Consider the following 23,256-nt stretch of genomic DNA (forward strand, 5'->3'; position numbering starts at 1 on the left):
TGCCTGGAGGCACGGTATGGGGTCAAGCTGTAGTATATGGCTTAATTGGATTTTAGCGTAGCAACAAGCTCCGGCATGGAAGCCTTGGCAAACAAAGCCTCCAGGCTGGGCAAATCGCCAAGCTGGGTGTAGTTCTTCAAGCTTTGGTGAATAATCCAGCCATAAGTGCCCGGACTATCCATGGAGAGGATATTACGCTGACTCAATGCAGATTTGTAATCCCTGAGGCGCTTGTCCGCAATCAGCACGGCAAGCTCCTGGTCACTGTAACCTTCTATCGCCTCACGCGCATAGCGCTGCAACTTCTGCATCAACAGGAAGTCCTCGGTCAACAGCAGGTTACGCACGGCCTTTTGCACGGCAGGGTCTGTTGCATCCTGGGCAAGTGGCACCTTGGCAAGCGCTACTTGCTGCGCCATGTTGAGCACAGTGTAGTTGTTGAGCAATTCATACATCTGCTCGCTGTCTGCTTCGCCCTGGCCAGGAACCCTGCCGCCCAACACCGGCTTGCCATCACGGTAAGCCAGCTTGAACTTGCGCACCTGGTGGGTCGCCAACGCGGTCGATAACTCTTCCAGCAGATCCTTGCGTGACTTGGCCTTGAGGATTTCCTCGCTGTCCTGGTAGAGCAGCAGGGCGCGCGGCATCACGAATACAAAGTTGTGTTGCTCGGTTTCCCAGTTTTCCAGCAGCCATGCAGCACGGCTGGAACCTGTTGCCTCGAGATGCCATTGCAGCAGTTGCTGGATGGCTTGGCTGTGCACCCGCGCCATCTCGTTATTGTCAGTGATATTGCCGAGCAATACCGAATCGGCGGCTACCTTGCCTGCCAGTTCGCCATAAGGGTCATACTGGTAGGCAAAGCCACCGCTCATGCCGTTGCCGAAACCCTTGCCGAATGCGCCCAGGTTGAGCACAGCGCCATTGGTCATATATTCGCAGGCAAAATCGCCCACACCTTCCACCACGGCAGTGGTACCGGAGTTACGCACCGCAAAGCGATCACCGGCCTGGCCTTCGACAAACAGGCGGCCACCGGTTGCGCCAAAGAGCGCAAAATTGCCCACCAGCACATTGCCGCCAGCCTGCCCGGAACCGCCGCCTGGAGAAGTCACAATGATGGTGCCGCCACACTGGCCCTTGCCCACGCCATCGTTGCAGGTACCGCTGTGATACATGATCATGCCATCGTTGCAAAAGGCGCCATAGGACTGGCCGGCAGAACCGCTGGTACTGATTTTGACGCTCTCAGGTTTGAGGAAACGGCGGCCACGCTTGTCCGTCGCCGCGGCTGGCAGGCGCAACGCCTCAGCAGCAGTCATTTCATGGTTGAGCAGGCGCTCGATATCAATCGCGAGCTGGCCGCCGACAGTCTTGTTGCGGTTGTTCAGCATGCGGCCTTCGCCGAGTTGGACCTGAAGCTGCTTGTCTTCGACCAGCGCTTGGCGCAACACATCGATGAACGCATCATCCAGTTCAAAATCCTTTTCCATGTAGACCGGATTCTCTATCCTGACTTCGGGCACCACGGTCAACATGGCACGCAGGTCAAGCTGGCCTACGCTGGCTGGATGATCCAGCAACTGCAGGAGATCGGAACGGCCACGTGCCTCACGCAGGGATCGCAAGCCAATCGCTGCGAGGATCTCGCGGGTTTCATGCGCTACATTGATCAGGTATTGCGCCAACGCGCGCGGATCGCCATCGAATACTTCGGCATTTGTGGTCAGGCCGGCAGGACACTTAACGTTGCAGTTCTTCGCCATCACGCACTTGAGCATCATAAGGGCGGTGGTACCGAACTCGAAACTGTCGCCACCCAGCATGGCCGACTTCACGACATCGCTAGCAGTCTGGTGCGCGCCGGAGCAACGCAGGATCACCTTGTCGCGCAGGCCATTGGCGCTCAGCGCCTGGTGTACCTCGGCAATGCCGATTTCCGCGGCACGTCCGGTGTACTTCAAGCTGGTCACTGCGGCGGCACCGGTGCCACCTGTGTTGCCGGCTACGTTGATGACATCGGCCCCGGCCTTGGCAACGCCAACTGCAATCGTGCCTATGCCTTCGGAAGAAACCAGCTTGACAATGACACGCACGCGCGCGGCTTTGCAGTCATGGATCAACTGCGCCAGGTCTTCAATCGAATAGGTATCGTGGTGCGGAGGAGGGGAAACCAGTTCCACGCCTGGCGTGCCGCCACGCGCTGCTGCGATTTCCACTGTTACCTTGGGCGCAGGCAACTGTCCGCCTTCGCCCGGCTTGGCGCCCTGGCCAATCTTGATTTCCAGCTCTTCCAGCATGGGGTCGGCAAGGTAGGCTGCCCATACGCCGAAACGGCCTGATGCGAGCTGTTTAATCCGCGAAGCACGAATAGTCCCATAGCGGGAGATGTGCTCACCGCCTTCGCCGGAATTCGACATGCCACCTACCATGTTGGTGCCGTGGGCTACCGCTTCGTGCGCAGGCGCCACCAATGCGCCATGGCTCATCGCACCGGAAGCGAAGCTGCGGGTAATTTCGCTGGCAGCCTGCACTTCTGCAAGAGGCACGCTGGCTGGCGCCACCCGTAGCAACCTGAAGTAATCCGCCGCCCTGCCGGTCGCTTCAACCGTCAGCGCGCTGCCTTCCAGCCAATGGCCGCTGATGGCCTTGCCAAAATGGGCAACCAAAGCCTGACCCAGGGTAGACAGGCGCGTAATATCCCCGGCCAATGTGCCTGTCAGTTGCAGGCGGAAACGATCATTGCCCAGCTCCTCGGCTTCCAGGCCACGGATAACGATGCTGTTGTTACCCACAATCGCATAACGGGCCAACACCGCACGGAACTCGTCCGCGGTCTTGAGGCCGGTAACATCCGCGGGGAACTCGAGCACGTCACGCAGCGCAGCAGGGCGCTTGGCACGCTCTTCCGCCATCATGTGCGAGAAGCTGCGATAGCTTGAAGTCACGCCAAACTGGTCAATTTCCTCCGCACTCAGCCGGTCGAAACTGCCGTTGCTGAATGCTTCGTTCTTCTTGAGCGAGAAGGCGTCTTCCAGGCGTGACAAGGTCATCAGGCGCAGGAACTCATCTTCTGTACGTTTGCCCTGCTTGTCGAAATGTATCTTTTCTTCCGTCATGTCGACGAAGCCACGCACGGCGATAGTGCCATAGGAGTGGCCCGCACCATCGGAGCGCTCCTTGAACAGGCCGAGCAGCGGCACGCTGTTTTCATCCGTCACGGTGAGCGCGGCCTGGTGCCAATCCACCACCATTTTTGCGATCGCCGCAAAACCGGCGCCGCCAACAGGCGTTTTCAGGTTGGGGAAGTATTTGCGCAATACCGGGTCATTGGTATTGAGGAAGTTGGGCTCGAAGAATTCGCCGCCGATATAGCTTTCCACGGTACAGAGACCCACCTTGCCCATAGTCTTCATCAGCGACTTTTCAGCTGCCTTGGCGTACTTCTTGAATGCCTTGTCGGCATCCGCGCCGTATTTCTCTTCCGCACGCAGCTGCACGCCCAGCGGGTAAACCGCGGAGGCGCCAAAGCCCAAGGCAGCCGCCACATGATGGGAGGAAACCACCTGGCCGCTCTCGGCAATCAGGGAAATGTCCAGACGCAAGCCTTCATCAATCAGGCGCTGGTTGATCGCAGATACCACCAGCAATAGCGGCATGGCAGCCAGGCTGGAGGAAACATGACGGTCGGAAATTACAGCAATCCCGCCTTCTTCACGCGCATAATCCACCACGGCATTCGCCAGGGTATCAATGGCCTTTTCCAGTGCCTGCTCATTCGCTGCTGCATTGCCAATCACAGGCGCATACAGCGATTCGAAGCAGCGATAAGGCGTTTCCTGCTGCTCACGCAGCTTGAGCATATCAAGGTGAGTCAGGATAGGCGAGTCAATGACAATCTGCCTGCCTTTGCCCTTGTTCATATTGGGCTTGGCGCCCAGCGCCACGCGCAAGGTCATGCCATCGGCTTCGCGGATGGAGTCCAGCGGGGGGTTGGTCACCTGGGCAAAACGCTGCGAGAAGTAGTGCGCAACGCCGCCCTCGTGATCGGTCAGCGCATTGATGGCATTGCCGTAACCCATGGCGGAAATCTTTTCCGCACCGGTTGCCAGCATTGGGTCCATCATGAACTTGAAGCTTTCCTGGTTATAGTAGTACGACACAAAGCGCTGATAGCGTTCCAGGTCGCCATGATAGCGCTGTGGTGAACCGCTCGCCTCGGCTGGCACGCCTGGAAGTTGCGCAAGGGTAGCGCGCGCCTCGGTCAGCAAAGCAGGGTAGTCACGCTTGGCAGCCAGCAGCTCCAGCGTTTCCAGCGTACCGTAGGAACGCTGCTCACCGTGGTCGTAATAGAGCATGCCGCCTGCCTCGATACGGCCGCGACGCAATACACTCTCAGGCGGGAAATTGATCTGTCCGGCTTCGGACATGACACAGAGATATTCTTCAGTTTCAACGCTACGCAAAGGACGCAGGCCAAGACGATCCAGGCGCGCGCCGACAACAGCGCCATTACCGAAGATCAGGGCTGCCGGGCCATCGTTCTTCTCTTCATAAAGAGAGAAATACTCCAGCATTGCCTTGACGTTATCAGGCAGGGTAGGGTCGTTCTCCCAGGCAGGTGGCATCATGGAAACTACGGCAGTCACCAGGTCCAGGCCGTCATTCATCAGGCGGCTATTGAGAGTCTGGTCCAGGCGCGAACTGTCTGACTGGCCCTTGGGGCGGAAAATCTTGCCATCGCGCGCGCGCGCCAACGCGGCCTCTGCAATGCGGTTCTTGCGGTCTGTGTTCAGTTCGCCATTGTGCGCCATCAGGCGGAATGGCTGCGCCATGCTCGGATGCGGGTCGGTATTGGTAGAGAACCGCGTATGGAAATACATGGTATGAACGGCGTGATCTTCTTCCATGAGGTCATGGAAGTATGGAATCACCTCGTTGGAATTGAGACGGCCCTTGAGCACCTGGGTATGGGCCGACATCGACAACGGATAAAGACCGCTCAGGGCATCGTTGGTATACGCCTGCTCTTCGATGACAAGCAATGCCTGGTAAATACGGCGGTCAAACTCCTGGGCATCAATCTCGGCAGGCGCAGCAAATACCCATTGCTGAATCGGCAACTGGTAACGCACGGCAGCAGGGCGGATGGCATTGTTGTCCACCGGCACATCACGCACCAGCAATACGGTAAACCCCTTGTCCGTCAAGGCAGTGCGAATTATCTCCTCTGCACGTGGATAAGCAGCAACATCATTGGGCAGGAAGAAATTGCCAACGCCAAAACGGCCTGCCTCCAGCGCCTGGCCGGTCAGCCTGCGGAAGAATGGCAGCGAAAGGTCTATCGAAACACCGGCACCGTCACCCACACCTTCGGCTGACATGCCGCCACGGTGAGGAATCGTACACAAAGCTTCATGCCCCTTGACCAGTACATCGTGTGTTTGCACCCCATCCTTGCGGGTAATAAAACCGACGCCACAGTTATCCTTTTCCAGGAAACTGTCATACAAGCCAAAAGTATTCTCGCTCTGCGGACTGTTGATTGTGCTCATCACTTCTCCAGCAATTTCATTGATATCTGACGCGACCTTGGTTATACCCAATATATGGGCATGGTATATTGTTGTGCTTGATCGCCACTGCACGCACCCCAACTTTCGCCGGGCTTAAATATAAGCAATTACTATGCCAAAATAACCTAGCACAAACAGCTAGCTCCCTTGGACACTCTGTTCGACTTATCCATTTTAAAAACAAGGGATTACCAACAAAAATCCCCACCCTCGATCACACTTCAATCTTTATGTGCACCAATACAAAGCACCAATAATGTGCGTACGCATTGTTTAGGCACAATTTTTGTGCATTTTTGACTGAGCGCTATGGCAATATCTGAACAAAATATTGAAAACAGGCACTACCTTGCCCTGGCCCCAATCACTTTCCTGTAAAGACTATAGAACATGAAACTGAATGATAAATTCCCGAGATGGGATATGAAGTTTCTGACAAAACAATATATTGGAGAGATTCTTCTGATGGGTGCCGGGATTGCTCTATGATCAATCCCGGCACCAATAATGTGCATGGAACAACAGGAGCAGCTTAAATAAGGCTACGCCTGTTTTGTGTCACTAGAACTGATACTTTAACGTCAACATGGCATTACGCGGCGTGCCATAGAAGCCCATTCCTGCTGCTGTATTGGTGTAATACACTTTGTCGAACAAGTTATTCACATTCAATGCTGCGGAGAAACGCTCATCGACCTGATAGCGCGCCATGAGGTTAACCACGGCGTAGCTGCCCTGAGTGAAGCGTTCATCATTTGGCCCGGTATCATTGGTATAGATGCGGCTCTGCCAGTTTGCGCCTCCGCCGACGGTAAGTTTGTTCCAAGCGCCGGGCAAGGTATAGGTAGTGAACAGCTTGAACAAGTTTTGCGGCGTGACTGTCTGCACCTTGTTGTCTTCAGCATTCTGGGAAATACGGAAGGTATAGCCGCCGCTGACTTGCCAGCCAGGAGCCAACTCACCGCTGGCCTCAGCTTCGAAGCCCTTGCTGACTGTGCCTTGCTCGGCACGATAGGCCACTCCTCCGTTCGGGGCCAGGAAGCCGCCGTCCTGCACTGCGAGATTATCCTGCTCGACCCGGAATACAGCCAAGCTGGTATTGAGGCGGTCACCATAAAAGGCATGCTTCACCCCCGCCTCATAGCTGTTGCCTTCTTCGGGGTCGAGATAGCGGCCATTGCGATCCAATCGGCTTTGCGGATTGAAAATCTTGGTATAGCTCGCATACAGTGAAGCCGTATCGGTCAGGTCATAGGTTGTTGCAATATAAGGTGTGAGCACCCCGGTTTCAGATCGGTTCTCAGTCGCATGGTGCCAATGGATGACTCTGGCACCAGCTAGGATCGACAATTGATCTGTCGGCCGGAAACGTGCTGTCAGATAACCACCAAACTGACGTGCACGTTCAGAATACCGCCCGATTGGCGACATGTCGGGCTGTGTCACATTACCATCCCAATTGCCATAATTCGGCACCGAAATATAATGCCAAAGCGAATACGACGGGTCATTGTCTTGCTCGGTATGGGAATAGTTCAGGCCAAACACCAGCTCGTGCTGACGTCCGCCCAGGGTAAACGGCCCAGTGGCATAAACATCCAGGGCATTCTGCTTTATTGGATCAGCCTTCCAACGACCGCCCCACAATGTCACGCCATTACCGGTCTCCTTGTCCAGGCTGCCCGAACCGCCAGAACCAATCACGCTGTCATAACTGTGACGAATATGGTTGAACTGCACCTTGGCTCGCCAATCGTTGTCAAAGAAATGTTCCAGCGAAGTAAAGAAAGCAAGCTTTTCATTCTCGCTGGAAGCCCAGCGTGCACCCGGATTTTTGGAACGCTTCCAGTTGGTATGGCTACCGTCACTATAGAACAACGGCAAGCCAGCCTCGGGAGAATCATGTGTTTCGTGATTCTGGTATTCCAGACCGGCAGTAAACAGGGTCGAAGGCGTCACGTCTGCTTCGAGAATACCGTAAAGCATGTCACGCTCAAGGCCGTAGCGGTCCAGATGCGAGCCGCTATCCTGCTTGACTGCCACAATGCGGCCACGCACGCTGCCATCCACATTGAGCGGCGTGGAGATATCGACCATGCCTCGATAATTGTCCCATGAGCCAAATTGTCCGGTAACGGACGCCTGGAATTCCCTGGTCGGTTTTTTGCGGATATAGTTGATGCTGCCACCCGGCGCCCCGATACCGACCATCAATCCCGAGGAACCACGCAAAACCTCTACCCTGTCGTAGAAGGCCATGTCATTCGTCATCTGCTGGAAACCACTACCCAGCGGCAAACCATCGACCAGGTAATTGTTGATATTGAACCCGCGCGATTGGAATGTATTCCAGTTCGCACCGACATAACCGCTCTGTACGACACTGATCCCCACCGTCTGCTCCAGCACTTCCTGTAATTGGGTCAGGTTCTGGTCTTCCATGCGTTGGCGCGTGATCACACTGACGGATTGCGGCGTGTGACGCAAGGACATGGGTAATTTAGCAGAAGCACCTGTAGAGCTAGTGGTATAAGAACCTGTGTTTTCCGTGGTGGGGTCTTTGCTTGCGCTCACGCGTACTTCTTCCAGCGTGGACGCGGCGCTTCCTGCCGCGGGTCTAGTTGCCTTGCGTAGCAGATAACCGCCGTTTTCCTGTTTTACAGCTTCGAGGTCAGTACCAAGTAGCAATAGTTCCAACCCATCATGAACAGAAACATTGCTATTAAGCCCGCGACTCTGCAATCCGCTAACAAGCTCGCTGTTATAGGACAACATGACCTGGGCCTCGCGCCCAAACTGGGCAAGCGCATCTTTGAGTGAGCCGGCAGGAATCTGGTATTGCCTGGTAACCACTTCTGCCATTGCTGTGCTGGTTGCCAGCACTGGCGCACTGATGATCAAAAGTGTAGAAAAGGCATGGGCAACGGCAAGCCGCGTCAATCTTAAGTGCGGTCGCTGTTGTATTGGCTGCTGATACTGCATTGATTTTTCCCTTAGTGTAGCGGTTGAAAATAGGTCCCCCTATTTCCCATGCCACGCCAAAATCAAAAACAGCTCAGCGTATGGTCAGGCAATTATGTGGATGCAGGCATCAGGCGCACCCAATAGCGCGTCAGCATGCGGACTTCCAGCTGCAAGCCCTGTTGCAGCATATCAATCACTTTATCGGTATCGTCTAAGGGATAGGTACCGCTGACCTTTAGGTGCTTGATGCTGTCATCACATCCCAGGCTGCCTTTGCGATAACGGGCAAGTTCGGCCAGAAACTCACCCAGCGGCATTTCGTCTGCCACCAGCATGCGTTGCAGCCAAGCGGTGTCATGCCGGCTGACAGGCTCCACCGGCGTCATCATGTGCTTGGTAAAAGATAGCTGCTCTCCTGCCTGCAAGCGCACACGTGCCGCCATTTCGCTAGGCGAGACTTCTACTGCGCCTTGCCAAACGCCGATCTTGATCGGCCCATCTTTATCATTCGCCAGTTGACGCACGGCAAATTCGGTGCCCAAGGCCAGCATGCTACCTTGGTCGCTCGCCACTAGGAATGGGCGAGATTGTGAAGACTCATGCGCTGTCGTGACATGGATCTCGCCACGCAGCAGCATGACAATGCGTTGCTGTGAGGTATACGCCACATTGATGGCACTGGAGGAATTGAGCTCTACCGTGGTCCCGTCCTCAAGCACAACACGGCGCTGTTCACCCACGCCAGTGCTGTAATCGGCACTGAGCTGCCACCAAGGCGCCTTGTCCTGCACCGCCCAGGCGCTGCCTCCGGCAAACAGCAGCATCGCCAGGGTCTTGATAGCGCGCCGGCGCTTGAGCGAGCCTCGCGGCGCCAGCGTTGCATGCGCGAGCGAAGAGGATAAGCCCCCGAGCTTTTCGCCCAGCATCTCGATATGCTGCCATGCCCGCTCATGATCAGGATGCGCGGCGCGCCAGGCTTGCCACCGCTCATGCACATCCGCGTTAACTTGGCCGGATTGCAACTCCACCAGCCATTCAGCCGCAGCACGGCTAACTTTAGGAGAAATGGCTTTCTCCGACTTGGCCCCCATTTATTCCGCTCCTCCAAAACAACATTGCTGCACTGCTCGCACAATGTAGCGCTTGACCGTCGATACTGATACCTCCAGCTCACTGGCAATTTCGGCCTGGCTCATCCCATCCAACTGGGAAAGCAGGAATGCCTTGCGCACCTTGTGCGGCAAGCCATCAAGAAGACCGTCAATTTCGACCAAGGTTTCCAACATGATGGCTTTTGTTTCCGGTGAGGGCACTTCGTGCACCGGTAGATGAAGCAAGGCCTCAAGATACGCTTGCTCAAGCCTCTTGCGGCGGTAGAAATTGGAGAGCAGGCCGGTCGCAACCGTAGTGAGAAAGGCACGGGGCTCGTGAAGGTTGCCGGCACCCTCGCTCAGCAAAACGCGCATGAAGGTATCTTGCGTCAGATCTGCTGCATCGAACTGGTTGCCCATTTTTTTGCGCAACCAGTTATTAAGCCAGCTATGGTGATTGGTATATAAGGTCTTGAAGGTACTCAAGATAGGAGGGGATGCTTTCGCAGAATCCACAATAAATGAGAATAAATCTCATTATATAGGTAGTGCTGTATAACTGCAAAATCTATAGCGGGAACAGGCTCTAACGTTTATTGCATCAGGTCTTCGCCGTCAGCAATGATCAGCTTCAGATGCCGCAAGCGCATCGGTTTGCCGAAAAAATAACCTTGGGCAATCGTACAGCCTTGTATCTTTAGCAGATTGGCCTGCTGCTTGCTTTCCACGCCCTCGGCCACGAGTTCCAGGCGCAGGGCATGTGCAATGCGGATAATGGCGGTAATCAGCTCCAGCTTGTCCTGCTTGGCTGCAATGTCACGTACAAAGGAACGGTCTATCTTGACCTGGCTGATCGGGAACTGGCCAAGATAGCTCATGGCAGAGTAGCCGGTACAGAAATCATCAATGGAAATGGTAATGCCCATTTCCTTGAACATGCTCAGCGTTGTGATGATTTCCTGGCTATCTTCCAGCAACAGGCTTTCCGTGATTTCCAGCTTCAGCCATTCCGGCTTGCAACCGGTTTCGGCCAGGATTTCTTTCACGGAAGTCAGCAAGTCGTTATAGAGGAACTGCCGGGACGAAAGATTGACCGCCATGCTGAGCGAGAGCTCAGGTGAACGGTCATGATTCAGGCAAACCACGGCATTGCATGCCTCGCGCAATACCCATTCGCCAATTTCGACGATCAGGCCACTTTCTTCCGCCACCTTGATGAAGCGGTCCGGCATCACCACTCCCAGTTGCGGGTTACGCCAGCGCAACAGGGCTTCAGCCCCTACGATCCGGCCACTCATGAGATCAATCTGGGGTTGATAGCACAACTCGAATTCCGAATTCTTGAGCGCCTGCCGGATGGAAGCGCCCAGCATGATGTATTCCGATGCCTTGGAGCCCAGCTCCTGGGAATAAAACTGGTAATTGTTGCGGCCATAGCTCTTGGCATGGTACATCGCCACATCAGCGCTCTTGAATAGCGTGGCCCTGTCGTCGCCATCATTCGGATAAATCGCGATACCGATACTGGTGGAGATGAACAGTTCCTTGTTCTGTATCTGGAACGGCTTGGCAATTTCATCATTGATTTTTCTGGCGATGGTCGCCAGGTCATCCGGATTGCGCAGATCCGGCAATAGAATGGCGAACTCATCCCCGCTCAGGCGGGCAATGGTGTCATAGCTGCGTACCGAGGCATTAAGCCGCTGAGCGACTGCCACCAGCAAGTCATCGCCAGCCTGGTGTCCCAGACTGTCATTGACCTCCTTGAAACGGTCAAGATCCAACATCATGAGACCAAAGCGCTGCTCATGCCAGCTTGCATCCGCCAACACCTGGTTGACACGATCGGCAAACAGTGTGCGGTTGGGCAAGCCAGTCAGCGCATCGTAATAGGCAAGGTAATGAATACGCTCGCGATACTCCATCAATTCTGTGATATCACGCTCAACCGCAAGCACGCCAACGACTGCACCATTATCACCAAACTCCGGCACGATCCGCACATGGATAAACCAGGTACTGTCATCCTCGCCCTTGCCATGCAGTTCGAGAAAATCCGGCGTAGCACTCTTGATGACGCCCTTGATCTTTTCCTCGTACTTAACATAGGCATCTCCACCAGGATATTCGGTGGGTGTACTGCCAATGAGCTTATCCGCTGCAATCCCGACACGCTTCAGCCTGGGCGTATTGATATACAGCCTGCGTGCATTGAGGTCGTAGCGGATGATGGTATCCGGGGTGTTATCAATAAGGGACTGTAGCTCGCGCTCGCGCTGGATCAGCTTTTCCTCGTTTTGCTTGATGGCAGTAATATCGCGGAAAAATCCCACCGTGCCGACCAGCTTTCCATCCAGCACCATGGGGGATTTGTAAGCTTCCATCCAGCCGCGCCCACCATCCAAGGCTTCAAAAGGTTCTATGGAGGAAAAAGGCAGGCCACTTTCCAATACGCGCTTGTCGCCATCGACATAGGCCTTTGCATGTGCGTACGGAAACAAGTCAAAATCCGTCTTTCCCTCAAGCTCTGCTTGCGATGCCACTTTGGCAAACCGTGCATAGGCACTATTGGCAGCTAGCAACTTGCTGTTGAGATCCTTGATCCAGACAACAAAAGGAAAATTCTCAATCAGCGCACTTTGGTATTGCTCCCGCTTCCTCAATTCGCGCTCGACGCGGCGAATGTGGGAAATATCACGTGCAATGATCAGAACACCGGTAATCTTGCCCTTCACATTACGCTCCGGGACCGCATGCAGGAATTGGCAGACGTATTGATTGCCGTCCATCCAGTCCAGTTCAATTTCCTGGGCCACGCCCGAAGTCATCACCTCACGCAGCCGTGCCTCATATTGTTCCGGTTGCATCGCAGGTGTGCCCCAGATTTCCGTGGGCCTTCTGCCAAAGGCTTTCTCTACAGGAATACCAAACACACTTTCATAGCCATCACTGAGAAAAATGCGGCGGCAATCATGATCGTAGCGAATGAAAATATCCGGTGAATTCATCACCACCTGGCGATATTGCAACTCCTGCTCCCGCAGTTTCTCCAGCATGTTCAGGCGTGATGTAATGTTCCGCGCCACCAGTACGCAATAGGCTTGCTTACCTGCTTCCAGAAAATAATTGGCGCGGATTTCCACCGGAACGATGGCACCCGCTTTGGTACGCAGTTGGGTTTCCCGGGTAATGGCTTGCTGTTGTTGCAACGTTTGCCAATATGCCTGCCAATTGACCACATCCAGCCCGGATAGAATCTCATTAGCCGACATTTGCAGCAACTCGGCTTCGCTATAACCCAGCTGCTCACAGCCCGCCAGGTTAACCAGGCATATCCTGGCCTCGGCATCGCAGATGAAGATAGCCTCCTGGATCCGATTGATAGCAAAGCTCAATATATCGAGCTGCATGGTATCGTTCAAACCCTGGCCAGAGATATTTGCACTGCTCATTCTTTTCACCGAAAACTATGTACTATTAATCTCAACGGGTTAAACGAGATAGGGATCATCACGAACCCAACTCCGCATATTTTTTATTCGGCAGCGGGTTCAGGCAGCCGCCTTGGCAAATCGATCAGCACTTCAAGGCCGCCAGCAGCCAAATTGCGCAGATGAATTTGTCCATCATGCGCTTCAACAATAGTTTTGGCAATGCTCAGCCCCAGGCCAGAGCCGCCTGTAGCGGCATTGCGCGAACTTTCCACACGATAAAACGGCTCGAACACTTGTTTGAGCAAATTTTCAGGAATTCCAGGGCCATGGTCGCGTATGGCAATACGCAACCGGCTTGGGCTATCCATCACCTCGATGTGCGCAGATTTTCCGTAGCGGATCGCGTTTTCCAACAGGTTCTGCAGGCAACGTTTCAAGCTGATGGCGTAGCCATCAATCGGCGCTGCTGTGCCATAGAGGGAAACCTCTGCGCCGGTTTCCTGCGCATCCACCTGCAAACTCTGCAGCATGGCATTGATGTTGATCGGATGGCGGTTCTCATGCACTTCCACACCGCGCATGAAATCCACTGTGGAAGAAATCAGGGTTTCCATATCCTCCAGGTCACGGCGGAACTTGTCGCGCAATGCGGGTTTGTCTATCTGCTCCGTACGCAAGCGCAGCCGCGTGATGGGAGAGCGCAGGTCATGTGAAATCGCAGCAAGAAAACGGGTTTTTTCTGTCACCGTATCAATCAGGCGTTGCTGCATCAGATTGAAGGCTTTGGCAGAACGCCGGACTTCGGTCGGGCCATCCACATCCACGGGAGGGCTGTAAATATTGCGGCCCAGCCGCTCCGCGGCAATCGCCAGCTGGTTGAGCGGCCGCATGATCTGCCGCACGGCAAACAGGGCAATGCCGATAATCACAATGATACGGATAAAGTAGATGCGGAACAGGTAATCGAACAGGTCCATGATCGGCGCCATGCTCATCCCGGCCTGGCCTTCATGGGCATCCAGCTTGAGCCATTGCCCGCTGTCAAGCTGCACATACAGGATGAAATGCGCAGAAGGATAATGCGATTCGAACAGATCCAGCCAGCCAGCCTCCCGGCCATGCTCATCATGCAGCTCGATGTCGGCCATGCGTATCGGCAGCAGCCGGCCAAACTCCTGCTCAAACACATGCTTGAACAAAAGCTCCACAGCGCGATCACGGGTGTTGAGGGTCTTTAACCGTGGCGGCGCATTCACCGGGGACAAGCGATACATCGAGTTGCTGAGCTTGTTGATCAGCAAATGCTCATCATCGACCTTGCTGATTTCTATCAGGCTGATGCTGTCGGAAAGCTTGGCCGCCAAAACCCGCGTGGGAATCTCCAGGGCCTTGCCATAATTCATGTCATACCAGACAAAGCCTGTCAGCACCTGCGCTGTCATCGTGCCTGCTACCAACACAATCACCAGGCGGCCAAACAGTGAAGCCGGCCATAGCCACTTCCATTTCATTTTTCGTGGGTGACCCGGCTGGCCAGCATATAACCCGCATTGCGCACGGTGCGAATAATGGCAGGATTGCGTGAATCCACTTCCAGGTGATGTCGCAGGCGGCTAATACACACATCAATCGAACGATCAATGGCATGGCTGTCCTTGCCATAGACATGCTCAATCAAGAACTCCCGGCTCAAGGGACGGTTTGGATGTTCAAGCAAAACCCGCAACACCATGTAATCCGAACTGCCGAGTGAAACAATCACACCATCAGGCGAAAACATCTGCCGCGCATGCGTATCCAACCGCCAGCCTTCAAAGCTGATATAGGCATATTCATCAACGGCAGTTTTCTCGGTAATGGAGCGCGTGCGGCGCAGGATCACCTTGATTCTGGCCAGTAGTTCACGCGGATCAAAAGGCTTGGGCAGATAATCATCCGCTCCTACTTCCAAGCCCACAATACGGTCTATCAGGGTACCCTTGGCAGTCAACATGATCACCGGCGTATCGTTCTGTTGTGCCCGTAGCTCCCGACAGAGGCTCAGGCCATCCTCTTCCGGCAGCATCAAATCCAGCACGATGAGGTTTATCTGTTCTTTATTGACCAGACGCCACATTTCGCGCCCATTGGCTGCTTCAGAAACAGTGAAACCGGAATCGCGCAGATAATCCGTCAGCAATTCGCGGATTTCGTGATCATCATCAACGACGAGGATATGATCTTGATTATTCATATAGTTATTAAATGAATGAAGGCACAGGCATTATAAAGCACTCCAAGTATCGGCTCTTAATCATATTAGCTTAGTCGGTACGGCTGCAATTTCATGAACGAGCAAACCTGCCCTTAAGTGAACTTGGCGATATGCCGCTATTCTATAGCCTTCAGCTTGAAATCCACGTTGCCATGAAGAACTTGCCATTAAGCTATTCTGACAAGCACATAGGACGTCCTTGTATAAGGCGAAGACAGTTCCGGACCCACAATATGCGTTCGCCACAGTCTTCTAAAGGACAAACCGATGCAGAATGACTACCAGCCTTGCATAGAAGCATTGAAAGCCTGTATTGCAGCCTGTGAGCACTGTGCCGCTGCTTGCAGAAGCGAAGGCTCTCCTCTGCACATGCAGCGCTGTATCAAATTGAATATTGATTGTGCAGAGTTCTGCCGCCTGGCAGTGGGTTTTGTACAACGGGGCAGCGAATTCTCCGACTTGGTGATAGAGGACTGTGTGGAAATCTGCCGTGCCTGCGGTGAAGAATGCGCAGGTCATCAGCCTAATCACTGTCAGCAGTCTGCCCAGGCTTGCCAACAGTGCCTGGACACTTGCCTGCAAGCTGTCGCTGTTTGATTGCAATTTCAGCAAAGGAGCCATCATGCAAACCACGCATTTCCATATCAGCGGCATGACTTGCGGTGCCTGTGCCAATACCGTAAAGGGGGCCTTGCAAGCAGTTAGCGGCGTCAACGATGTCGAAGTACTGTTGGAGGAAGCCCAAGCCACGGTTCAGTATGATGAACACCAGACTTCAGCAGAGCAGTTGGTGTCGGCAGTCACCCATGTCGGTTTTGGTGTGCAGCGTTTTTAAAAAGACTGACTAAGGGGGTTTCCCCCAACATGCCTGACGTCTTCCTTTCCTTCCTCTCTTGAGGCCACTTTTTTTTCTTCTCCAGAAAGCAGATCAATTAATAGTCACCTAAGTGTGTTATCGAACAGAGATTTATCTTGCCTAGCTGTAGGCTGACAGCACTGATGGCTAGTGGGATCAAGCTAAACCTTGTTTGGCAACCTTTATAGTCAATATTGAACCTAACTGGAGCATGTCAACATGAAAAAACTTAATAGCCTTTATCTGGTTTTGATCGCCGCGGTAGTACTCACTCTTGCAGGCTGTGCTGCCACCGCTAAAAAGGAAGGCACTGGCGGTTATATCGATGATTCTGTCATCACGACAAAAGCGAAAGCGGCCATTTTTAACGAGCCAACTTTGAAGTCTGCTGAAATCAACGTAGAAACCTTCAAAGGCGTAGTGCAGTTAAGCGGCTTTGTAAGTTCAAAAGAGAGTGCGAATAAAGCAGTGGAAGTAGTCAAAACCATAGGCGGCGTCAAATCCGTCAAAAATGATATACGCCTCAAGTAAAGATTGAATGGCGTATTAGGCATTAATATCAATTGAGAACACGATAATCTACATGAATAATCGTGTTCTCATCATTTCTGCTTGCCAGGAAGACGTCACCGTACTCAAGCATGCACTCGGCAAGGCCGAAGATGATGCATTCATCTTTAAATGTGTGGGCTCCCTCTCGCAAGCTGTCAGTGATATCCAAAGCCATGGCGTCGATGCGATCCTGGTGGATATGCATTTGCCTGATAGCGATGGCATAGAGACTTTTGACAAGCTATTTGAGCTTGCGCCGCAAACACCGATCATTGTTTTATGCGCTTCAGATGATGAAGCTCTAGCGGCTGAAGCCGTGCAGCATGGCGCGCAAAGTTATCTTGCCAAAGGTTTTTTTGGCAACTATTTTGTCCCTCAATTGCTACGCAATATCATCCAGCGCAAGGCCGTAGAAGAAGCCGCCTTTTTTGAAAAGGCACGCGCTGAAATCACGCTTAATTCCATCAGTGACGCCGTGATTGGTACGGACATGGCAGGAAATGTCGACTACCTGAATATAGCGGCAGAGCGGCTGACGGGATGGCCAAGAACAGATGCTCAGGGCCATGCCATTACTGAAATCATGCAGCTTGTGGATGGCGCCACGCGCCATGAAAAACCTAACCCCGTTATTCATGTCCTCAAGTTCGACACACCTACCATACTCACACCAGGCACCATTCTGATCCAGCGTGATGGGGGAGAAGTCGAGATTGAAGACTCGGCCGCCCCCATCCATGACTCAAAGGGAAAAATAAAAGGGGCTGTGATCGTTTTTCACGATACAACGGCTGAACACCTGATTGCCAAGAAAATGGAGCATTTGGCCCAACACGATTTCCTGACCAACCTGCCCAACAGATTGCTGCTGAATGACCGGATCAGCCAGGCAATAGCCTATGTAAAACGCCATCGCAAGCATCTCGGCGTGCTGTTCCTGGATCTCGACAATTTCAAGCATATCAATGACTCTCTCGGTCACGAGGCAGGTGATCAATTGCTTAAATCCATAGCTCACTCCCTTTGCAGCTGTGTACGGAATTCGGATACGGTAAGCAGACAGGGAGGTGACGAATTCGTCATTTTAGTGATGTACGATAACCATGCGAGCGATCTTGCATTGACATCCGACAAGATACTGCAAGCCATCTCGGCACCCCATATCGTGGCGAAACAGCAGTTATATGTGACGACCAGCATAGGGATCAGTGTTTACCCAGAAGATGGGATAGATGCGGATAGCCTGATCAGAAACGCCGATACTGCCATGTATCACGCCAAGGAAAAAGGCCGTAACAACTATCAATTTTTCAAAAATGAAATGAACGTGCGTGCCGTTGAGCGGCAGGTGATCAATGCAAGTCTACGGCAAGCGCTGGAACTTGAGGAGTTCCTCGTCCATTACCAGCCCAAGGTCAATCTCAAGAATGGCAAGATTACCGGTTCTGAGGCCTTGATTCGCTGGATGCATCCGGAGCGGGGCCTATTAATGCCGGACCGGTTTATCAACATCGCTGAGGATAGCGGCTTGATTGTGCCGATAGGACGCTGGATTCTGCATGAAGCCTGCCGGCAACTCAAAAAGTGGCAAGCGGCAGATCTGCATCCAGGGTCGGTAGCAGTGAATATCTCGGCGGTAGAGTTCCGGCATAGGGATTTTGTTGAAAGCGTACGCAATATTCTTGCCGAAACAGGCCTGGATCCTAAATGCTTGCAGCTTGAAATTACTGAAACCGTGCTGATGCGCGACGCAGCGGCAAGCAACGATATTCTTAAGGTAATAAAAGATATGGGTGTGCAGCTCGCAGTGGATGACTTTGGTACTGGCTATTCAAGCTTGAGTTACCTGACCCAATTTCCGATTGATGTCCTCAAAATTGATCAAAGTTTCGTAAAAGAGATCAAGGATCATGAACATGAGGGAATTATTGTCAGTGCCGTGATCGCAATGGGTAACAGCCTCAAATTGAAAGTCATCGCTGAAGGGATCGAGGAAGAAGAGCAACTGGCCTTCCTGCGGAATAAAAATTGTGAAGAAGGGCAAGGGTATATATTTAGCCGGCCAGTCTGCGCGGAGCAATTTGCCAGCCTTCTTGCATCCGACACCCATGATTCATTGATTTCGAATGCGCCGGTCTGTTGACCACCCATGGCATTCAGGCCTGGGCCTAAAGCCCGGCAGACAATTCTTCCGGCAACATCAAACCAGCACGATGAGGTCTACCTGCTCTTTGTTCACCACCCGCCACATTTCGCGACCATTACTCGCCTCAAATACTCAAAACCTGCATCACGCAGATAATCAGTTAGAAGCTCACGGATTTCGTGGTCGTCATCCACCACCAGGATGTGATTTTGATCACTCATGTTATGTCTCTGCATGTAGGAGAGGAATAAAGTTTCATACCAAACAAGCAAGTAACCCCGTTCGCACCGTTTTAAATTAAACACGATCAGAAATAAAGATTCATACTAATTGCTACTACCAAGTTTGAATCGAGCTACAACTGAGTATTAAAGTAGCATACTGGTTGTAACTCAGTTTTGGACATAAATGTGCCAGTGCTTTTGCTAATTTATTAGCAAACCACCATAACTACAGGTATTGCAAAGAGAGTTGTGGACAGCTAGCGCGAGCAGTAGAATTGCGCTAGCTAGAACGCCTGACTTTGGGTGCGCACTAAACATGAACCTTTGATTATGCTGCCGCAAAATCGATATTGAATTTGATGGAGATAGATAATGAACGGCAGTTGGGCTAACTTGTTTCCATACTTTGCTGGAGCTTTTAAGCTTATTGTATTAGGTATTGGAGCCTATTTTGCTATTAAATGGCATTTTGATGAAGAGAGGAGGGTGAGGGAAGCAGAAGGCGTGGTATTTGATAAACCAAGCTTCATGAAAAAGTTGGCAATGATGCTAGCCCTCCCAGTTCTTCTAGTTCTTCTAGCGCTTCTAGTGATTTATGCTACTAACTGGTTTCTCGACTGACGGGCTTTATTGATACGATCAATGTTTAGCGATTTCAAATAGTGTACTCACACTGTTAAGAGGCTTGTCCGATAAAATAGATAATGCTTCTGCTTTACCCAAGCATACTTTTTCTAGACCAAGTTAATGTTAGTCATTAGATAAAACAGGTCAATCAAGACACAAAATGTTGTCTCAACTTTTAAGCTCTAAATTGGTTTGGGGCATTTTTGATTTAGAAATGACAGCGTACCGATGTGATTGCTGCCATTTTAGTATGGTACCTTAATACTCAGTATGAATCTTTATTACTCTCCTATTTGCACTTGAACAAAGATTGGATCATTACTCTACCGTCACGGATTTCGCCAAGTTACGAGGTTTATCCACATCCGTACCTTTCAACAGCGCTGCGTGATAAGCCAGCAGCTGTACAGGTATTGTATGCAAAATTGGGGAGAGTACGCCTACGTGACGCGGCGTACGGATCACATGCACACCTTCACTGGCAGTGAAATTGCTGTCAGCATCAGCAAAGACAAATAGCTCGCCGCCACGCGCACTGACCTCCTGCATGTTGGATTTCACTTTTTCCAGCAAAGCATCGTTGGGCGCAATCACCACCACAGGCATATTCTTATCCACCAATGCGAGCGGGCCATGCTTGAGCTCACCGGCAGGGTAGGCCTCAGCGTGGATGTAGGAAATCTCCTTGAGCTTGAGCGCGCCTTCAAGGGCAATCGGGTAGTGCATGCCGCGCCCAAGAAACAAAGCATGGAACTTGTTGCTGAAGGCCTTGGCCCATTCGCGGATTTGCGGCTCCAGGTTGAGCGCATATTGCACACTGCCCGGCAAACGGCGCAATTCATCGATATAGGCCTGCTCCTGTTCCGGACTCAATAGACCACGCTGCTTGGCAAATGTCGCCGCCAGGGTGAACAGGGCAACCAACTGGGTGGTAAATGCCTTGGTGGAGGCCACGCCGATTTCGGCGCCGGCACGAGTGTATAGCACCAGGCGTGATGCACGCGGAATGGCACTTTCCTGCACGTTGCAGATGGCCAGGGTCAAATGCTGTCCCAGGGACTTGGCATGCTTGAGTGCCTCCATGGTATCCAGGGTTTCGCCTGATTGCGAAATGGTGACGATCAACTGCCTAGGATTGGGGACGGATTTGCGGTAGCGATATTCGCTGGCAATCTCCACCGAGGTCGGCAACTGCGCAATGCTTTCCAGCCAGTATTTGGCCGTAAGACCAGCGTAATAACTGGTGCCAGCGGCAAGAATGAGGACGCTATCCACTTCGCTGAATACCGTTTCCGCATCTGCGCCAAACAAGGCTGAGGTGAATGCATTGTCATCAATGATCGCTTCCAGCGTGTCGGTCAACGCACGTGGCTGCTCATAGATTTCCTTTTGCATGAAATGGGAATAAGGACCCAATTCCAGAGAGGCAAGCGAGAGGTCGCTGCGATGCACGACACGCTCGACGCTTTGGTCTGCCGCATCGAATATCTGTATGCCGTCCTTGGTAATCTCAGCCACATCGCCGTCCTCGAGATAGATCACGTTGCGAGTCACGGATAGCACGGCAGAGACATCCGACGCAATGAAGTTCTCGCGCTCGCCCAGGCCGATCAACAGCGGGCATCCCTGACGCGCGCAAATCATCTGGTCTGGATAGTGAATGGAAACCACGCTGATCGCAAACGCGCCGGTAAGCTCGCGTACGGCATGCGTTACTGCAGCCAGCAATTCATGACCTTGTGCAAGGTAATGATGGATCAGGTGCGCGATGACTTCGGTATCGGTTTGTGACTCGAATTCATAGCCCAACCCCTGCAGGCGCTGGCGTTGTTCGTCATGGTTCTCGATGATGCCGTTATGCACCACGGCAATTTCGCCGCGGGAAATATGCGGGTGCGCATTGGATTCGGTCACTCCTCCATGCGTCGCCCAACGCGTATGCCCGATACCGACCACGCCGGTCAGCCCTTCGGACTGCGCCTTGCCCTGCATCTCTGCCACTCGCCCCACGGCGCGCACGCGGCGGATGCCACCCTTGCTCAACACGGCAACCCCGGCCGAATCGTAGCCACGGTATTCAAGACGGCTCAGGCCTTCAATCAGGATTGGTACGATATTACGTGCGCCTACTGCGCCTACGATGCCACACATGCTATTTCTTCACTTTCTCGGGGCGCTTCCAGTTTTCTATGGTGAATTGCCTGACTCTCGACATGGTCAGCCTATCGGCAGGCGCATCCTGGGTAATGGTCGAACCCGCTGCGATTGTTGCGCCTGCCTTGACCGTCACAGGGGCGACAAGCTGAGTGTCCGAGCCGATAAAGGCGCGGTCCTCAATCACCGTGCGTGATTTGTTTACACCATCATAATTGCAGGTAATGGTGCCTGCACCGATATTCACTTCTTTGCCTACCGTGGCATCGCCGACATAGCTGAGATGGTTGATCTTGCTGCCGGTATCCACCTGTGCGTTCTTGAGCTCGACGAAATTGCCGATATGCGCATGACCAGCCAACACCGTTCCAGGACGCAACCGTGCATAAGGCCCGATGCGGCAGTCTTCGGCCACGCTGGCAGCGTCGATGTGCGTATATGCAGCCAAGGTAGTACCAGCACCAATGCTGGCATCACGGATCACGCAATAAGGCCCGATGCGCACATTGTCTGCAATCACCACTTCGCCCTCGAAGACGCAACCCACATCAATTTCCACGTCGCGTCCCACCTTGAGCAAGCCACGCACGTCAATACGGGCCGGATCAGCCAGAGTCACCCCCTGGGCGAGCAACCGCGCTGCATACCGATGCTGGTACACACGCTCCAATGCCGCCAGGTCTTGCTTGGAATTAACGCCAGCCACTTGCCATTCGTCTGTGCTTTGCGTGGCAGCCACTGCCTGGCCGTCTGCCACTGCCAGCGCCACAATATCAGTGAGATAATATTCCTGCTGCGCATTACGGTTGTCCAGGCGGCCAAGCCACTGCGCGAGCCAAGCGTTTTCCGCAGCCATGATGCCTGTGTTCACCTCCTGGATTGCACGCTGTGTTTCCGTCGCATCCTTATGCTCGACAATCGCTACGACTGACTGCTGCTGCCGCACGATCCGGCCATATCCGGTAGGATTCTGCTTCACTACTGTCAGCAGTGCCAGCGATGCTTTTTCCGCAAGCAAGCGCTCACAACTCTCCAGTTCCAGCAATGGCACATCGCCGAGCAGGATCAATGTCCTGGCATCAGTTTCCAGATAGGGCAGGGCCTGCTGCATGGCATGCCCTGTGCCCAGTTGCTCAGCCTGTTTCACCCAGGTGATGTCGCTCTCGGGCAATGCCTGTGGCACCGCTTCGCCGCCAAAACCATAGATCACGATGATCTTGCTCGGGTTGAGTTTGCGGGCGGTTTCCAGCACATGCTGCAGGATAGGCCGCCCTGCCAATGCATGCAGGACCTTGGGCTTGCTAGAATGCATGCGGGTGCCTTTACCCGCTGCGAGAATAACGATATTGAGCTTGGAAGAAGGCGATGAAAAAGACAA

At 53.1% G+C, this 23,256-nt stretch carries 14 protein-coding genes; 4 read left to right on the forward strand and 10 right to left on the reverse strand.

The window, feature by feature from the left end:
- Nucleotides 1-41 precede the first annotated feature (41 nt).
- The 7 genes from LG198_RS09390 to LG198_RS09420 all read right to left on the reverse strand — a co-directional run bounded on the left by LG198_RS09390 (nt 42) and on the right by LG198_RS09420 (nt 15,298).
- Complete coding sequence (locus LG198_RS09390; protein WP_230342912.1) at nt 42-5,555, reverse strand: glutamate synthase-related protein; 5,514 nt, start codon at nt 5,553-5,555, stop codon at nt 42-44.
- A 582-nt stretch (nt 5,556-6,137) separates the two neighbouring features.
- Complete coding sequence (locus LG198_RS09395; protein WP_230342913.1) at nt 6,138-8,558, reverse strand: TonB-dependent siderophore receptor; 2,421 nt, start codon at nt 8,556-8,558, stop codon at nt 6,138-6,140.
- Between the two features lie 92 nt (nt 8,559-8,650).
- Nucleotides 8,651-9,631, reverse strand: a complete 981-nt coding sequence (locus tag LG198_RS09400; RefSeq protein ID WP_230342914.1) for a FecR domain-containing protein — start codon at nt 9,629-9,631, stop codon at nt 8,651-8,653.
- A complete protein-coding gene (locus tag LG198_RS09405) occupies nt 9,632-10,117 on the reverse strand; it encodes a sigma-70 family RNA polymerase sigma factor (RefSeq protein WP_230342915.1) in 486 nt (161 codons plus the stop codon).
- Nucleotides 10,118-10,224: 107 nt separating this feature from the next.
- Nucleotides 10,225-13,083 carry a bifunctional diguanylate cyclase/phosphodiesterase gene (locus tag LG198_RS09410; protein WP_230342916.1) on the reverse strand — a complete coding sequence of 953 codons (2,859 nt, stop codon included), beginning with the start codon at nt 13,081-13,083 and terminating at the stop codon, nt 10,225-10,227.
- Nucleotides 13,084-13,166: 83 nt separating this feature from the next.
- Nucleotides 13,167-14,576 carry an ATP-binding protein gene (locus tag LG198_RS09415; RefSeq protein WP_230342917.1) on the reverse strand — a complete coding sequence of 470 codons (1,410 nt, stop codon included), beginning with the start codon at nt 14,574-14,576 and terminating at the stop codon, nt 13,167-13,169.
- On the reverse strand, nt 14,573-15,298 hold the full coding sequence (locus tag LG198_RS09420; RefSeq protein WP_230342918.1) for a response regulator: 726 nt from the start codon (nt 15,296-15,298) through the stop codon (nt 14,573-14,575). Before LG198_RS09420 ends, LG198_RS09415 begins: the two co-directional genes overlap by 4 nt.
- 496 nt (nt 15,299-15,794) lie before the next feature.
- Here LG198_RS09420 and LG198_RS14385 point away from each other — a divergent pair, with 496 nt between their 5' ends.
- From LG198_RS14385 to LG198_RS09435, 3 genes are all read left to right on the forward strand, one after another.
- Nucleotides 15,795-16,154 carry a heavy-metal-associated domain-containing protein gene (locus tag LG198_RS14385; protein ID WP_230342919.1) on the forward strand — a complete coding sequence of 120 codons (360 nt, stop codon included), beginning with the start codon at nt 15,795-15,797 and terminating at the stop codon, nt 16,152-16,154.
- 240 nt (nt 16,155-16,394) lie between these two features.
- The gene (locus LG198_RS09430; RefSeq protein ID WP_230342920.1) at nt 16,395-16,706 is read left to right on the forward strand and encodes a BON domain-containing protein; all 312 of its coding nucleotides are present in this window, start codon (nt 16,395-16,397) and stop codon (nt 16,704-16,706) included.
- 52 nt (nt 16,707-16,758) lie between these two features.
- Complete coding sequence (locus LG198_RS09435) at nt 16,759-18,870, forward strand: putative bifunctional diguanylate cyclase/phosphodiesterase (RefSeq protein ID WP_230342921.1); 2,112 nt, start codon at nt 16,759-16,761, stop codon at nt 18,868-18,870.
- 92 nt (nt 18,871-18,962) lie between these two features.
- On the opposite strand, the gene LG198_RS14335 is transcribed toward LG198_RS09435, so the two are convergent.
- The gene (locus LG198_RS14335; protein ID WP_268866824.1) at nt 18,963-19,094 is read right to left on the reverse strand and encodes a hypothetical protein; all 132 of its coding nucleotides are present in this window, start codon (nt 19,092-19,094) and stop codon (nt 18,963-18,965) included.
- A gap of 375 nt (nt 19,095-19,469) precedes the next feature.
- Here LG198_RS14335 and LG198_RS09440 point away from each other — a divergent pair, with 375 nt between their 5' ends.
- A complete protein-coding gene (locus LG198_RS09440) occupies nt 19,470-19,718 on the forward strand; it encodes a hypothetical protein (RefSeq protein WP_230342922.1) in 249 nt (82 codons plus the stop codon).
- A 324-nt stretch (nt 19,719-20,042) separates the two neighbouring features.
- On the opposite strand, the gene glmS is transcribed toward LG198_RS09440, so the two are convergent.
- Entirely contained in the window at nt 20,043-21,875 is a 1,833-nt protein-coding gene (gene glmS, locus LG198_RS09445) for a glutamine--fructose-6-phosphate transaminase (isomerizing) (RefSeq protein ID WP_230342923.1), read from the reverse strand.
- Nucleotide 21,876: 1 nt separating this feature from the next.
- Nucleotides 21,877-23,256, reverse strand: coding sequence for a bifunctional UDP-N-acetylglucosamine diphosphorylase/glucosamine-1-phosphate N-acetyltransferase GlmU (gene glmU / locus LG198_RS09450; protein ID WP_268866825.1), 1,380 nt, complete (start codon nt 23,254-23,256; stop codon nt 21,877-21,879).

This window comes from Methylobacillus arboreus, assembly GCF_020532725.1.
Classification (GTDB): domain Bacteria; phylum Pseudomonadota; class Gammaproteobacteria; order Burkholderiales; family Methylophilaceae; genus Methylobacillus; species Methylobacillus arboreus.